At 68.8% G+C, this 14,853-nt stretch carries 15 protein-coding genes and 2 riboswitches; of the genes, 11 read left to right on the top strand and 4 right to left on the bottom strand.

Annotation, left to right across the window (positions count from 1 at the left end):
* The first annotated feature begins 106 nt into the window (after positions 1 to 106).
* The 4 genes from denD (at position 107) to G369_RS0100300 (ending at position 3,999) form a co-directional block, all read left to right on the top strand.
* Positions 107 to 1,126 carry a D-erythronate dehydrogenase gene (gene denD, locus G369_RS0100315; protein WP_019651971.1) on the top strand — a complete coding sequence of 340 codons (1,020 nt, stop codon included), beginning with the start codon at positions 107 to 109 and terminating at the stop codon, positions 1,124 to 1,126.
* Positions 1,127 to 1,176: 50 nt separating this feature from the next.
* Positions 1,177 to 2,145: a TRAP transporter substrate-binding protein gene (locus G369_RS0100310; protein ID WP_019651970.1), complete on the top strand. Its 969-nt coding sequence runs from the start codon at positions 1,177 to 1,179 to the stop codon at positions 2,143 to 2,145.
* On the top strand, positions 2,142 to 2,636 hold the full coding sequence (locus tag G369_RS0100305) for a TRAP transporter small permease (RefSeq protein WP_019651969.1): 495 nt from the start codon (positions 2,142 to 2,144) through the stop codon (positions 2,634 to 2,636). Before G369_RS0100310 ends, G369_RS0100305 begins: the two co-directional genes overlap by 4 nt.
* Before the next feature lie 85 nt (positions 2,637 to 2,721).
* The gene (locus tag G369_RS0100300; RefSeq protein WP_019651968.1) at positions 2,722 to 3,999 is read left to right on the top strand and encodes a TRAP transporter large permease; all 1,278 of its coding nucleotides are present in this window, start codon (positions 2,722 to 2,724) and stop codon (positions 3,997 to 3,999) included.
* Here the strand turns inward: G369_RS0100300 and G369_RS0100295 are convergent, their stop codons facing one another.
* Complete coding sequence (locus tag G369_RS0100295) at positions 4,000 to 4,779, bottom strand: AraC family transcriptional regulator (RefSeq protein ID WP_019651967.1); 780 nt, start codon at positions 4,777 to 4,779, stop codon at positions 4,000 to 4,002.
* A gap of 97 nt (positions 4,780 to 4,876) precedes the next feature.
* Here G369_RS0100295 and G369_RS0100290 point away from each other — a divergent pair, with 97 nt between their 5' ends.
* The 7 genes from G369_RS0100290 to gcvP all read left to right on the top strand — a co-directional run bounded on the left by G369_RS0100290 (position 4,877) and on the right by gcvP (position 12,729).
* The gene (locus G369_RS0100290; protein WP_019651966.1) at positions 4,877 to 6,067 is read left to right on the top strand and encodes an MFS transporter; all 1,191 of its coding nucleotides are present in this window, start codon (positions 4,877 to 4,879) and stop codon (positions 6,065 to 6,067) included.
* An 81-nt stretch (positions 6,068 to 6,148) separates the two neighbouring features.
* Positions 6,149 to 6,643, top strand: a complete 495-nt coding sequence (locus G369_RS37420) for a L,D-transpeptidase Cds6 family protein (protein ID WP_080647784.1) — start codon at positions 6,149 to 6,151, stop codon at positions 6,641 to 6,643.
* Positions 6,644 to 6,745: 102 nt separating this feature from the next.
* Positions 6,746 to 7,294 carry a hypothetical protein gene (locus G369_RS0100280; protein WP_019651964.1) on the top strand — a complete coding sequence of 183 codons (549 nt, stop codon included), beginning with the start codon at positions 6,746 to 6,748 and terminating at the stop codon, positions 7,292 to 7,294.
* Between the two features lie 33 nt (positions 7,295 to 7,327).
* Positions 7,328 to 7,738, top strand: coding sequence for a YkvA family protein (locus tag G369_RS0100275; RefSeq protein WP_019651963.1), 411 nt, complete (start codon positions 7,328 to 7,330; stop codon positions 7,736 to 7,738).
* A gap of 46 nt (positions 7,739 to 7,784) precedes the next feature.
* Positions 7,785 to 7,881, top strand: a riboswitch (glycine riboswitch).
* Positions 7,882 to 7,893: 12 nt separating this feature from the next.
* A riboswitch (glycine riboswitch) is annotated at positions 7,894 to 8,003 on the top strand.
* Between the two features lie 45 nt (positions 8,004 to 8,048).
* Positions 8,049 to 9,221 carry a glycine cleavage system aminomethyltransferase GcvT gene (gene gcvT, locus G369_RS0100270; protein ID WP_019651962.1) on the top strand — a complete coding sequence of 391 codons (1,173 nt, stop codon included), beginning with the start codon at positions 8,049 to 8,051 and terminating at the stop codon, positions 9,219 to 9,221.
* 52 nt (positions 9,222 to 9,273) lie between these two features.
* Complete coding sequence (gene gcvH / locus G369_RS0100265; RefSeq protein ID WP_019651961.1) at positions 9,274 to 9,645, top strand: glycine cleavage system protein GcvH; 372 nt, start codon at positions 9,274 to 9,276, stop codon at positions 9,643 to 9,645.
* A 168-nt stretch (positions 9,646 to 9,813) separates the two neighbouring features.
* The gene (gcvP, locus tag G369_RS0100260) at positions 9,814 to 12,729 is read left to right on the top strand and encodes an aminomethyl-transferring glycine dehydrogenase (RefSeq protein ID WP_019651960.1); all 2,916 of its coding nucleotides are present in this window, start codon (positions 9,814 to 9,816) and stop codon (positions 12,727 to 12,729) included.
* Positions 12,730 to 12,751: 22 nt separating this feature from the next.
* On the opposite strand, the gene G369_RS0100255 is transcribed toward gcvP, so the two are convergent.
* The 3 genes from G369_RS0100255 to G369_RS0100245 form a co-directional block, all read right to left on the bottom strand.
* Positions 12,752 to 13,006: a hypothetical protein gene (locus G369_RS0100255; RefSeq protein WP_019651959.1), complete on the bottom strand. Its 255-nt coding sequence runs from the start codon at positions 13,004 to 13,006 to the stop codon at positions 12,752 to 12,754.
* Between the two features lie 121 nt (positions 13,007 to 13,127).
* A complete protein-coding gene (locus G369_RS0100250; protein ID WP_019651958.1) occupies positions 13,128 to 14,042 on the bottom strand; it encodes a DUF3014 domain-containing protein in 915 nt (304 codons plus the stop codon).
* A 138-nt stretch (positions 14,043 to 14,180) separates the two neighbouring features.
* Positions 14,181 to 14,852, bottom strand: a complete 672-nt coding sequence (locus G369_RS0100245; RefSeq protein WP_019651957.1) for an alpha/beta hydrolase — start codon at positions 14,850 to 14,852, stop codon at positions 14,181 to 14,183.
* Position 14,853 lies beyond the last annotated feature (1 nt).

The following is a 14,853-nucleotide window of genomic DNA, read 5'->3' as shown; positions in this document are numbered from 1 at the left end:
AGCCTGCGATCGAGCATGCCACAGGCCTGTCGCCCTCGCCGCCGCCCGCGATCGGACGGGAAATGCACCGCACGCTTATCCTCGGCGCTCACAGGAGACAAGACCCATGCAGATCATCATCACCGGCGGCGCAGGCTTTGTGGGCGCGCGCCTCGCACGCACGCTGCTCAGGCAAGGCAGCCTTTCGCTGGCCGGCGCGCCCGCAAGCCCCATCGAGCGCATCACGCTGGTCGACCGCGCGGCCCCGCCGGCCGACCTTGCGGCCGATGCGCGCATCAGGGCCATCACCGGCGACCTGAACGACCAGCTCTTGGCACAGGCCGACGCCACGCCCTGGCGCGAGGCCGATGCCATCTTCCACCTGGCGGCCGCAGTGAGCGGCGAATGCGAGGCCGACTTCGACCTCGGCATGCGCAGCAACTTCGCCGCCACGCATGCGTTGCTCGAACGGGTGCGCGCGCTCGGCACGAAGCCGGTGCTGGTGTTCTCCAGCTCGCTCGCGGTGTTCGGCGACTCGCCCGAGCAGCCCTTGCCGAAGGTGATCGAGGACCACACGCTGCCCACGCCGCAGACGAGCTACGGCATCCAGAAATTCATCGGCGAGCAGCTGGTGGCCGACTTCACGCGCAAGGGCTTCGTGCGCGGGCGCAGCGTGCGGCTCATGACGGTGAGCGTGCGTCCGGGCAAGCCCAACGGCGCGGCCTCGGGCTTCTTCAGCGGAATGATCCGCGAGCCGCTGGCAGGCCTGCGCGCAGCCTGCCCGGTGCCTGACGAGACGCCCGTAGCCATCGCTTCGCCCTCGCGCACCATCGAGGGCATCATCCGCGCCGCCGAGGCGAGCGACGCGCAATGGGGCCCGCGCACCGCGCTGAACCTGCCCTCGCTGCCGACCACGGTGGGCGAGATGGCCGCGGCGCTGGAGCGCGTGGCCGGCAAGGCCGCCACCGCCCTGCTCGACCGCACGCCCGACCCGACGATCATGCGCATCGTGAAGACCTGGCCGGGGCATTTCGAGACGGCGCGCGCCGGGGCGCTGGGGCTGACCGCCGACGACAGCTTCGAGGCAGTGATCCGGGAATACGTCCGTGAAAATCCCGACGCGGTGAAGCTTCCGGTTACGGCATAGTCGGATCAAGCGCGCCTGACGCGCTCCTGACCCCAATCCCCGGAGACACCATGAAATTCGGCCCCATCGCTGCCGCTTGCCTTTCGCTCGCCCTGAGCTCGGTCGCCTTCGCGCAGACGACCATGAAGATCAGCATCTCGACCGCGCAGAACTCCCACCAGGGCGTTGCGATCGACACCTTCGCCAAGGAAGTGGAGAAGCGCACCGGCGGCCGCTACAAGATCCAGACCTTCTACAACGGCTCGCTCGGCGGCGAGCGCGAGTCGATCGAGGCGGTGCAACTGGGCACGCAGGAACTCGCCTTCTCCTCGACCGGCCCGGTGCCGAACTTCGTGCCCGAGACCAAGATCCTCGACGTGCCCTTCCTGTTCCGCGACAAGGCCCATGCGCGCGCGGTGCTCGACGGTCCGATCGGTCAGGACCTGTTGACGAAGTTCGACGCCAAGGGCTTCAAGGCACTGGCCTGGGCCGAGAACGGCTTCCGCCACATGACCAACAGCAAGCGCGACGTGAAGGGCCCCGAGGACCTCAAGGGCCTGAAGATGCGCACGATGGAAAACCCGGTGCACATCGCCGCCTACAAGGGCTTCGGCATCATCACCACGCCCATGGCGTTCCCCGAGGTTTTCACCGCGCTGCAGCAAGGTACGGTCGACGGCCAGGAGAACCCGCTGCCGGTCATCATCTCGGCCAAGTTCGACCAGGTACAGAAGCACCTGTCGCTCACGGGCCATGTCTACTCGCCCTGCATCTTCCTGATGAACAAGGCGAGCTTCGACAAGCTCAGCGCTGCCGACAAGCAGGCTTTCCTCGACGCAGCCAAGGAAGGCACCAAGGCCAACCGCGCGCGCGTGGACGAGGACGATGCCAAGGGCGTGGCCGACCTGCGCGCCAAGGGCATGACCGTGATCGACAACGTCGACAAGGCCAGGTTCGTCGCCGCGCTCGCGCCGGTCAATGCCCAGTTCGAGAAGGAATTCGGCAAGGCCAACCTCGACAAGATCCGCGACTACAAGTGAAAGACAAGTTCCTGAGCATCGAGCGCTGGACCACCGGCGCCTCAATGCTGATGGCCTGCCTGATGCTGGTCGTCGCGTCGAGCCTGGGCCTGTTCCAGATCATCACCCGCTTCGTGCTGGAGCAGCCGGCCGAGTGGAGCGAGATCCTGATCCGCGTGAGCCTGATCTGGATGGTGTTTCTCGGCATCCCGACCGCGTTTCGCCAGGGCGCGATGGTGAGCGTGGACGTTCTCTACCGCTGGAGTCCGCCGCGCGTGCGCCGGATGCTCGATGCGGTGGTGAGCGTCGCCGCGCTGGTCCTGATGCTGGTGGTGCTGTGGTGGGGCTGGGACTACGCCATCCGCGGTCGCGTGCAGTCGATGGCAGGGCTCGAGAGCGTCTCGATGCTGTGGTCGTACCTCGCGCTGCCGGTGGGCTCGCTCTTCTGCCTGTTCGGCATCGTCGGCAATTTCCTCGACCCGAAGCGGCTCGAGCTGGAGACCGCGCAATGAGCGCCGCGCCGGGCCGCCCCATGCGGGCGAACGGCTCCCCTGAGGAGCCGCAAGGACACGAAATGCCGACAGTGGGGGCTGGATCATGAGCACCGTGATGGTTGCGACGATGGTGCTGTGCTTCGCACTGTCGATCTCGGTGGCGGTGTCCATCGGGCTGGCGTCGATCCTGGGCATCCAGGTGAGCAACGCCAACATGCTGATCTCCGTGAAGGAGATGTTCAACTCGATCAACAAGTTTCCGCTGGCGGCCATTCCGTTCTTCATCCTGGCCGGCAACCTGATGGAGACCGGCGGCATCTCGCGGCGCCTAGTGGAGTTCGCCAAGAGCATCGTGGGCGGCGTGCAGGGCGGCCTGCCGATGACCTGCGTGCTCACCTGCATGATCTTCGCCGCGGTGTCGGGGTCGTCGGTGGCAACCACCTTCGCGATCGGCGCCATCCTGATCCCTGCGCTCATCAAGCACGGCTATCCGACCTCGTACGCTGCGGCGCTCCAGGCCACCAGCGCGGAGCTGGGCGTGATCATCCCGCCGTCGATCCCGATGATCCTGTACGGCGTGAGCGCCGAGGTGTCCATCGGCGAGCTGTTCATCGCGGGCTTCGGACCCGGCATCCTGATCAGCCTCGCGCTGATGCTGTTCGTATGGGTCTACTGCAAGTGGAAGGGCTGGGGCAAGAACGACGGCGAAGGCCGCATGCCTTTCGGGCGCGCGCTGTGGCAGGCCGGCTGGGCGCTGCTGATGCCGGTGATCATCCTCGGCGGCATCTACGGCGGTATCTTCACGCCGACCGAAGCCTCTGCGGTGGCGGTGTTCTACGCACTGGTGGTGGGCATGCTGATCTACCGCGAGATCAGGCTGGGCGACCTCTACGCGATCCTGCGCAAGTCGGTGGTGTCGTCGGCGGTGATCATGTTCATCATCGCCAACGCGGGCCTGTTCGCGTTCCTGATCACCCGTGCCGGCGTGCCCGATGCGATCGGCCACTGGCTGCAGGAGGTGCTGAAGTCGCCGGCGATGTTCCTGCTGGGCGTGAACGCGGCGCTCTTCGTGATCGGCATGTTCATCGAGACCAGCGCGGCGATCATCGTGCTCGCGCCGATCCTGGCGCCGGTGGCGGTGCACTTCGGCATCGACCCGGTGCACTTCGGCCTGATCATGGTGGTGAACCTCGCGCTCGGCATGATCACCCCGCCCTTCGGCGTGAACCTGTTCGCGGCCTGCACGGTGGCGCGCATCTCGCTCGACCGCATCGTGAGGCATCTCGTGCCGTTCGTGCTGGTGATCCTCGCTTGCCTGATGGTGATCACCTACGTGCCGTGGATCTCGCTGGCGCTGCGGGATCTGGTCTACGCGAGATAGTCAGTCGCGGCGCAGGTACACGCTCGGCGGCACGCCCAGCGTGCGCCGGAACATGGCGGTGAAGGCGCTCGGGCTCTCGTAGCCGTGGGCCAGCGCCACCTCCAGGATCGACGCGCCCGCTGCCAGCCGGGGCAGGCTCAGCAGCAGCCTCGCCTGCCGGCACCAAGCCCCGAAGTTCATTCCCGTCTCGCGCTGGAACAGGCGCGCGAGCGTGCGGGTGTTCATGTGCAGGCGCGAGGCCCACTCGTCCAGCGTCGCGGGCAGCGAAGGATCGCGCACCAGTTCCTCGCACAACGCGGCCAGCCGGGCATGGCGCGGCATCGGCACATGCAGCGAGAGCGCCGGCGCGGCCTCGATCTCGTCGAGGATCAGCTCCATCACGCGCTCGTCGCGGCTGCCCGGCGCGTAGTCCAGCGGCAGCGACACGGCCGTGACGATCAGCTCCCGCAGCAGCGCGCCGACGTGGATCACGCGGCATTCGCTGCCCAGGTCGGCACGCGTGCCCGGCTCGACGAACACCGTGCGCATGCGAACCTCGCCGGCCATGCGGATGCGGTGCTCCATGCCGCCGGGCACCCACACGCCGCGGCCGGTCGGCACCACCCAGCTGCCGGCGGCGGCGCTCACCAGCATCACGCCCGAGATCGCGTGGATGAGCTGGCCGCGCCGGTGCGTGTGCGGCGGAATGAAGGCGTCGCCGGCAGGGTCGGTCGCCAGCACCGCGACCGCGCGCGGGGTGGATTCGCCTTGCTCGGGGCGGAGGTCGATCGCTTTGTCCATTTCTCGACGATGCTTGCCAATTCGTAGCAGGAACATCTTCTCACGGCTTCCTACGATGCTTTTTTCACTCCTACCGCAAACGAAAGAAGCATCCGTCATGAACAAGCGCCGACTCGGGCTGCTCACCGGCACCCATGCCGTCAACGACCTCTACCAGGGCCTCGTGCCCGCCCTGCTGCCGTTCATGGTGCTGGAGCGCGGCTACAGCTACACCGCCGTCAGCGGGCTGATGCTGGCGGCCACGGGCCTGTCGAGCGTGGTGCAGCCGCTGTTCGGCCTGTACGCCGACCGCCACCCGCGCAGCTGGCTGGTGCCCACGGGCTTCCTGGTGGCCGCGCTGGGCGTGGTGCTGGCGGGGCTGAGCCAGAGCTACCTGCTGACCTGGATCGCGATGGCGCTGTGCGGCCTGGGCATCGCGGCTTACCACCCGCCGGCCACGGTGGCTGCACGCGCGGCCGGCGGCGGCTCGCAAAAGGCGATGAGCGTGTTCTCCGTGGGCGGCACCATCGGCGCCTCGTTCGCGCCGGTGCTGGCGGCCACGGCCGTGGGCGGCGGCAGCCTGTCGCGCAGCTACCTGCTGGGCGTGCCCGCGCTGGCGATGGGCCTGGTGTGGTTCGTCGTGAACACGCGGCGCGGAGCGGCCTCGGGCAGCGCCGCCGCGGGGGCGCGAAAGGCCGGCGACCATCTGATGAAGCCGCACAACGACTGGCGCGCCTTCGGGCTGCTAGTGGCGACGATCGTGGGCTGGTCGATCCCATACGTCACGGTGATGTCGATGCTGTCGCTGCGCATCACGCGCGACCTGCACGGCTCGGCCTTCCAGGGCGCGGCGGCGCTCACCGCGTTCACGGCGGCGGGCGCGGTCGGCACGCTGCTCGGTGGGTGGCTGGGCGACCGCATCGGGCGCATGGGCACGATCCGCGCGGGCTACCTCTTCGCGCTGCCCTCGCTCGCGGGCATCGTGCTCGCACCGAGCGCCGGCTGGGCGCTGGCCTGCACCGGGCTCTTCGGCCTGTGCATGTTCCTGCCCTTCGCGGCGCAGGTGACGCTCGCGCAGGACTACCTTCCGCGCAACCCGGCCACCGCCAGCGGCATCGCGCTGGGGCTGGCGCTGTCGGTGGGCGGGCTGGTCTCGCCGCTCTTCGGCATGCTGTCGGACGCGCGCGGCCTCGGCGTGACGCTGACCGCCGTGCTCTGCCTGCTGTGCGTGGCGGCGGTGCTCGCGCTGCGGCTGCGCAACCGCACCATGCAGACGATGCCCGTCGACGCCGAGGGAGCCGCCGCCTGAAAGCGGCCCGACGCATGTTCGCTGCCAGAATCGGGCGCAGGGCCGAAGGGCCGGCGAAACGACGAGGAGGGACACTGCGCCATGAATCGATTCCTGAGCTGCGTACTGGGGAGCACGCTGCTGGCTCCGGCTGCCTTCGGCGCCGGACCGACGACGGCGGTAGCGCCAGGAGCGCCGGTCGCGCCAATAGCGCCGACGACGCCGGCAGCCGCCGCCGCGCCGGCCGATCCCGCAGCAGGCATCCGTGAAGTCGAGTCTGCAGTGCGCGCCTGGGCCGCGGCATGGTCCGCACGCGACGTGACTCGCTACCTTGCCGCCTACGCGCCCGACTTCACCCCGCCGCGCGGCCAGGACCGCAAGGCATGGGAGGCCGACCGCCGCGCCCGCATCGAGGAGAAGGCCGCAATCAGCGTGGAGATCGACAGCCTCGTCATCAGCCTCAAGGGACAGGCGGCCACCGCCAGCTTCCAGCAGACCTACAGCGCCGACAAGCTGCGCGAGAAAAGCCGCAAGACGCTGGAGCTTCAGCGCGTCGGGGGCCGCTGGCTGATCCGCAAGGAGGGCGCGGGCGGATGATGCAGGCGCCCGGACCAATGGCCCTGTAAGCCAAACGGTTCACGAAGGTGTCACCGCTTGCAACCATGCTGCAGCCTTCGTTTCCCCAAGGCTGTGGCTGCCATGTTTCCCACCAAGACCGACAAGGCGCGCAACGAACTCCAGGGCGGACAGCGCACGCTCACCCAGCGCGAACGCGCCCTGCTGCTGATGGCCGACGGCCGGCGCTCCCTGACCGACTTCAGTCCCCTCTTCCCCAACCGCGATGAAGCCGAGCGGACGATCCAGGCGCTGATCGACAAGGGCTACCTGCAGGGCCCCAAGGCTGCAGCCGCACCGGCCGAGCCTCCCGCACAGCCCGCGCCCTCGCCCATCCCGGCCGTCGAGCCGATCCAGGTCGCCACCGCCGCCGACACCTTCGACGGCAAGCGCTCGCTGGCGACCACGCGCATGTTCCTGTTCGACATCTGCGAGCGCATGTTCGTGCGCCGCGACCCTAAGTTCGCACTGCAGATGCGCGACGCCCTGCGCGAGGCGCGCGACCGCGAGGCGATGCTGACCATCGCCGCGCTGATGCTCACCGAGATCGAGAAGACCGCCGGCGTGGAGCGCGCCGAATCGCTGCGCGAGCGCATCGACCGGCTGCTGCCGCCGGCCGAAGTGATTCACTGAAGACCCCGGCCGGGGCTGTGACACCATCGCCGGGTGAATCTTTCCTCGCGTCCCACACCCGCGCTGTCCGAGCGCCTTCGCAACTGGGCCAAGCGCCTCAAGCGCGACGGCGTCACGCTCTGGTTCGCCTGCCGGCACGCCGCCACGCCCTGGTATGCCAAGGCGCTGGGCGTGTTCGTGGTGGCCTATGCCCTGAGCCCGATCGACCTGATCCCCGACTTCGTGCCGGTGCTGGGCTACGTCGACGACGTGCTGCTGCTGCCGGGGCTGATCTGGCTCACGATCAGGCTGATTCCGGCATCCGTCCTCTCCGAATGCCGTTTGCAGGCCGATGCCTGGATCCAGCGTGCCGGCGCCAGACCGACCAGCCGCTGGGGCGCCGCGCTGGTCGTGGCGGTGTGGATCGCGGTCGCCGCCGGGGCCTGGTACCTGTGGGCGCGCTGATCGCAAAAAGCCTGAATCGCCGGCCATGCCGCGCGATCCACTACACTTCCCGGGGTCAGGAGAGAGCCCCGCATGCCGGGGCCGCCGAAGGCGCAGGGGGAAGTTTCCCCCGAACGCTCAGGCAAAAGGACTGACGAGGCGCCGGTGAAAACCGGCGTTTCCTTGCTGGAGAGAGGCCGCCGCCAAACACAGGCAGCGGCCCACCGAAGGAGCAAACCCCGATCGTGGGGCGAATCTCTCAGGTAAAGCGGACAGCAGGGGTGGCCCATGGCTTGCGTCATGGATTTCGACTGCCCCTTTGGAGTGCCCCGTGGCCGCTTCCTCCGCATCCGCTACCGAACTTCTCAAGACGCCGCTGTACGACCTCCACCTGGAGCTGGGCGCACGCATGGTGCCCTTCGCCGGCTATTCGATGCCGGTCCAGTACCCCGCCGGCCTGATGGCCGAGCACAAGCACACGCGCGACGCGGCCGGTCTGTTCGACATCTCACACATGGGCCAGCTGCGCCTGGTCGGCGCCGACGCCGCGGCCGCGTTCGAGACCCTGATGCCCGTCGACGTGATCGACCTGCCCGCCGGCAAGCAGCGCTACGGCCTGCTGCTGAACGACGAGGGCGGCATCCTCGACGACCTGATGTTCTTCAACGAGGGCAACGGCTCGATCTTCGTGATCGTCAACGGCGCCTGCAAGGTGGCCGACATCGCCCACATCCAGCAGAAGATCGGCTCGCGCTGCGAGGTGCGCCCCTTGCCCGACCATGCCCTGCTCGCGCTGCAGGGCCCGCAGGCCGCGGCCACGCTGGCGCGGTTGTCGCCCGGCGTCGAGCGCTTCGTGTTCATGACTGGCGGCGCTGTGCAGATCGGCGGCATTGCGGCCTTCGTCACCCGCAGCGGCTACACCGGCGAAGACGGCTTCGAGATCTCGGTGGCCGAATCCGACGCCGAACGCCTCGCCCGCCTGCTGCTGGCCCAGCCCGAGGTCAAGCCCATCGGCCTGGGCGCGCGCAATTCGCTGCGGCTCGAAGCGGGCCTGTGCCTCTACGGCAACGACATCGACACCACCACCACGCCCGTCGAGGCCTCGCTCAACTGGGCGATGCAGAAGGTGCGCCGCGCGGGCGGTGCGCGCGAAGGCGGTTTTCCGGGCGCGGCCAGGGTGCTTGCGCAGCTCGCCACGGCCACCGCCGGCGCGGCCGGCCGCACCGACCACGACACGCTGAAGCGCAAGCGCGTGGGCCTCGTGGCGCTGGAGCGCATTCCGGTGCGCGACGGCACGGTGCTGCAGTCCTTCGAAGGCCAGGACATCGGCCTCGTCACCAGCGGCCTGCTCGGCCCCACGGCCGACCGCTGCATCGCCATGGGCTACGTGGCCACCGCGTTCGCCGAACCCGGCACGCGCGTGCAGGCCATCGTGCGCGGCAAGCCGGTGCCGATGGAAGTGTCGACCATGCCCTTCGTGCCCACCCGCTACTACCGCGGCTGAACGGCTAGGCTCTGTACCCCGAAACATTTTTTCCACGAGGAGTTTTTCCACCATGAGCATCAAGTACACCAAGGACCACGAATGGGTGTCGGCCGAAGGCGACGCGGCCACCGTCGGCATCACCGTGCATGCGCAGGACGCGCTGGGCGACGTGGTGTTCGTCGACCTGCCCGAGATCGGCAAGACCTTCGCCCAGGGCGAAGTCGCCGGTGTCGTCGAATCGGTGAAGGCCGCCGCGGACGTGTTCATGCCCGTCTCGGGCGAAATCACCGAAGTGAACGAAGCGCTGCGCGCCGACCCCTCTCTCGCCAACAGCGACCCGCTGGCCGCCGGCTGGTTCTTCAAGGTCAAGCTGAGCGACCCCTCGCAGCTCGACGCGCTGCTGGACGCGGCCTCGTACGACAAGTTCGCTGCCGAGTCCTGATCCCATAAATCGGACAGCCGAACGCAGAAGGAATACAAGAACCAGGCAGAAGTCGCAGAAGAAACCGAATCAACTCCTGGTTCTCCTTCCGCGACCTCTGCAAAACCTTCGCGAATTCCGCGTTCTGACCCCGCTCCCCCGCCCCAAGCTCTTATCACCAGCCCTGCCATGTCGAAGCCCGCTGCCCTCCCCACCCTGCAAGAACTCGAGAACGCCGAAGAATTCATTGCCCGCCACATCGGCATCGATGCGGCGGACGAGGCGCGCATGCTGCCGGCGATCGGGTCGGAAACGCGCGCGGAGCTGATCGACGGCATCGTGCCCGCCGCCATCCGCCGTGCCAGGCCGATGCGCCTGCCCGCGCCGGTGACCGAAGCCGACGCGCTGGCCGAGCTGAGGGCGATGGCGTCGAAGAACAAGGTGCTGCGCAACTTCATCGGCCAGGGCTACTACGGCAACCACACGCCGGGCGTGATCCTGCGCAACATCCTCGAGAACCCCGCCTGGTACACCGCCTACACGCCCTACCAGGCCGAGATCTCGCAGGGCCGCATGGAAGCCCTGCTCAACTTCCAGACGATGGTGTGCGACCTCACGGGCATGGCCATCGCCAACGCCTCGATGCTCGACGAGGCCACCGCCGCCGCCGAGGCCATGACGCTCGCCAAGCGCAGCGTGAAAAGCAAGAGCAACGTGTTCCTCGTCTCGGGCGACTGCCATCCGCAGACCATCGAGGTCATCAAGACCCGTGCCGCGCCGCTGGGCATCGAGGTCAAGGTGAGCACCGTGTCGGAAACGCTGCCGCACCTGATGGTGAGCGGCGCCTTCTTCGGCGTGCTCGCGCAGTACCCCGCCACCACCGGCCACGTGCACGACCTGCGTCCGCTCGCGGGCCATGCGCACCAGTGCGACGCGGCCTTCATCGTCGCGGCCGACCTGCTGGCGCTGACGCTGCTCGCGCCTCCGGGCGAATGGGGTGCCGACATCGTCTGCGGCACCACGCAACGCTTCGGCATGCCGCTGTGCAACGGCGGCCCGCACGCCGCCTACCTGGCCTGCCGCGACGAGTTCAAGCGCTCGCTGCCGGGCCGCCTGGTGGGCGTGAGCGTCGACACGCACGGCCAGCCGGCCTACCGCCTCGCGCTGCAGACGCGCGAGCAGCACATCCGCCGCGAGAAGGCCACCTCCAACATCTGTACCGCGCAGGTGCTGCCGGCCGTGGTGGCCAGCATGTACGCCGTGTACCACGGGCCCGACGGCCTCACACGCATCGCGCAGCGCGTGGCTGCGCTCACCGCCGTGCTGGCCAAGGGCCTCGCGCAGATGGGCCGCGAGCCGGTGAATGCCACCGCGTTCGACTCGCTGACCATCCGCACCGGCGAAGACACGCAGGCGATCATCGAGCGCGCGCAGGCAGCAGGCGTCAACCTGCGCCAGCGCCTGCAGCAGCACCTGGGCATCTCGCTGGACGAGACCAGCACGCGCGCCGACGTCGAAATGCTGTGGGCCCTGTTCGCGCCCGCCGGCACGCAGGCGCCGCGCTTCGACGAGCTCGCCGGCAACACCACGCCGCTGATCCCCGAAGACCTGCGCCGCACCAGCGCATTCCTCACGCACCCGGTGTTCAACACCCACAAGAGCGAGACGGCGATGCTGCGCTACATCCGCAGCCTGTCGGACAAGGACCTCGCGCTCGACCGCAGCATGATCCCGCTGGGCAGCTGCACCATGAAGCTCAACGCGACCAGCGAGATGATCCCCATCACCTGGCCCGAGTTCGCCAACATCCACCCCTTCGCACCGGCCGACCAGCTGCAGGGCTATGCCCAGCTCGACGCCCAGCTGCGCGCCTGGCTGTGCGAGGCCACGGGCTACGCGGGCATCAGCCTGCAGCCCAACGCGGGCTCGCAGGGCGAGTACGCGGGCCTGCTGGCCATCAAGTCCTTCCATGAGGCCCAGGGCCAGGGCCACCGCAACATCTGCCTGATTCCGTCTTCCGCGCACGGCACCAACCCGGCCAGCGCACAGATGGTCGGCCTGCAGGTGGTGGTGACGGCCTGCGACGCGCAGGGCAACGTCGACATCGACGACCTCAAGCGCGCCTGCGAGAAGCACAGCGCCAACCTCGCCGCGGTGATGATCACCTACCCCAGCACCCACGGCGTGTTCGAGACCCGCGTGAAGGAGCTGTGCGAGCTGGTGCATGCGCACGGCGGCCGCGTGTACGTGGACGGCGCCAACATGAACGCGCTGGTCGGCGTGGCTGCGCCGGGCGAGTTCGGCGGCGACGTGAGCCACCTGAACCTGCACAAGACCTTCTGCATCCCGCACGGCGGTGGCGGCCCCGGTGTCGGCCCCGTCTGCGTGGTCGAAGACCTCGTTCCCTACCTGCCGGGCCACGCAACGGCCGGCGTGCCTTCCAACGGCGTGGGCGCGGTGTCGGCCGCGCCGCTGGGCAACGCGGCGGTGCTGCCGATCAGCTGGATGTACTGCCGCATGATGGGCGCCAAGGGCCTGCAGGCCGCGACCGAGACGGCCATCCTGAGCGCCAACTACATCAGCGCGCGCCTGAAGGACCACTATCCCACGCTGTACGCGAGCCCCAACGGGCACGTCGCGCACGAGTGCATCCTCGACCTGCGCCCGCTGAAGGACACCAGCGGCGTCACCGCCGAAGACGTGGCCAAGCGCCTGATCGACTACGGCTTCCATGCGCCCACGCTGAGCTTCCCCGTGCCCGGCACGCTGATGGTGGAGCCGACCGAGAGCGAGCCGCTGGCCGAGCTCGACCGCTTCATCGACGCGATGATCGCCATCCGCGGCGAGATCCGCCGCATCGAGGAAGGCGTCTGGCCGAAGGAAGACAACCCGCTCAAGCACGCGCCGCACACGGCCGCCAGCCTGCTGGGCAGCGAGTGGAGCCACACCTACTCGCGCGAACTCGGCGCCTTCCCGCTGGCTTCGCTCAAGACCGCGAAGTATTGGCCGCCTGTCGGCCGCGTCGACAACGTCTACGGCGACCGCAACCTGTTCTGCAGCTGCGTGCCGGTGAGCGAGTACAGCGAGCAGGCCGAAGAGGCTTGAGCGAAAGGCCCTGCGAAGCCTTCTACTGCGAAGGCTCGCGGCGGTAGGTCGCCCACTTCACCGTCAGGATGTCCGCCGCGATCTTCGCGGCGTTGACGCCCGCGTAGGGCTCGGACGGATCGAACTGGAATGCCTCGCGGTAGCGCCTGACCTGCGCGTAGTCCTGGTCGAAGGTCATCGGGCCCATCAGCTCGGCCGGGTCGGTGCCCGCGGGAAGCGCAAGGAATTTCTCCGAATCGGTGGCACTCTGGTAGAGGTCAACGTTCATCAGGTTCATGGGTGTGTCTCCGAGCTTGGTTTTCGACCAGCCAAGGCTCGGCGACCCCGAGGAGCCGTGCAATCGGTGCGGGCCTACATCGCGCGCCGGAGCAGACCCACGGCGCCGGCAAGCCCCGCCGTCAGGGCTGCTTCTTCTTCGCGATCTCGCCGGTGGCGATCTGCTGGCGCAGCCCGCGCAGGCTGGCCTTGGCCTTGCGCTCGTTCTCGGGCCCCATGCGCACCAGGATCTTCTGGCCCGCGGAGAGCGACTCCAGCTGCTGGTCGACGTATTCGTAGCGCACCCAAGGGCGCTGCGAGGGCACGTCGCCCTTCACCTCCACAAGCCGCACCTGCACCGGGCCCTTGGGCTCCGGCGCCTGCAGCAGGTGGTCGATGACGGCGATGAGCCTGTCGTTGAAGTAGCGGCCCGGATAGCCGAGTTCTTCGTACGCCTGCTGGAACAGCGGATAGAGCTTTGCATACACGGCGGCGGCCTTCGCCGGATCGACCGACTCGGCCAGCAGCACGATGCCGTTGTAGCGCGCCGCGTTGTTGGCGGCGATGGTCTGCACCCCGCCCTGCGGCCCCTCGGTGATGAAGCGCTGGCCCGCGGGCTGCACCGGCCACACGCTTGGCGGCGCGTGCTCGCGCGGCAGGTTGTCGACGGTGGCGACGAAGCGCCGCACGATGCCGTCGGGTCGCAGGAACTCGGCGACCCTCTTGGCGCCGAGAAGCTCGCTCAGCGCCTTCGTCACGCGCGCATCGGAATCGGCCAGCTTGGGCAATGCCGGGTCAGGCTGCGCCAGCGCATCGACCGGGTTCTGCGGGCCCGTGGGCGCTGCGGCAGGCGGGGGTGCAGCAGGCGCGTCGTTGGGCGCGGCGGCCACCGGCACGGGATCGGCGGGTTTCTGCTGTTGCTGCTGATACCAGCGCCAGCCGAAGAACGCGGCTGCGAGCAGCACGAGCACGCCCACGACGATGGTGCCGATGGGCGTTTCACGGCGGGGTCTGAACTCGGGGGCGTCGCGGGTGTCGCGGTTGTCGCTGTCGGACATACGGGCGGTTTCCTTGTGCTGGAGTGTCAGGAAGGCGAGCGGCTATGGTGCACCAGATCGGGTCATGGCCGGCCCGCCTCGTCGTAACGCCCTGTGACGCGGCTGTCGCGCCGAAGTTCAGCAAGAAGCTCGGCAGGTTCAGCCCGGCTGCGCGCTCAGCGACTGCAGCCACGCCAGCGTGGCCTGCAGCTCGGCCGGGCGAATCTCGTGCGCACCGGGGAAGTCCGTGCCCGACAGCGCCAGCGGCAGGCTGCGCGCCAGCTCGCGCGTGGCCTGCGCCGCGCTCGGCGGAATCACGTTGTCAGCGCTGCCGTGGCTCACCCACAGCGCCTTGCCCTCGAAGGCCTCGGGCGGCGCGATGTGCGGCACCACCTGCGGCAGCAGCCGGCTGTGCCACACCATCGCGGCGCGCACGCTCGCGGGTCTGGTCAGCAGCAGCGACAGCGCCATGATCCCGCCCTGGCTGAAGCCGCCGACGATCACGCGCTCCGGCGGCACGCCCAGCTGCTGCGCGGCCGAGGCGACCATCTCGCCGACGAGGAAGCGGCTTTCGCGCTCCTGCTCCTCGTCGATGCGGCGCTCGCCGTTGGGCAGCACCTGGAACTCGAACCACGCATAGGCGTCGGGCGACAGCACATAGGGCGCGCGCAGGCTCAACACGTGGAACTGCGGCGGCATCATGCGCGCGAGGCCGAACAGGTCCTGCTCGTTGCTGCCGACGCCGTGCATCAGCACCAGCAGCCAGGGCTCGCGGGCATCGGGTTGCGCGCCGTGCGCGAGGAATTTCAGGGGCAGGTGAAGCTGGGTCATG

The sequence above is a fragment of the Variovorax atrisoli 110B genome, from assembly GCF_000382045.1.
In the GTDB taxonomy this organism is placed as follows: Bacteria; Pseudomonadota; Gammaproteobacteria; order Burkholderiales; family Burkholderiaceae_C; genus Variovorax; species Variovorax atrisoli.
Note: the sequence above shows the minus strand (reverse complement) of the source record. Positions and strands in the feature narration are given on the sequence as shown.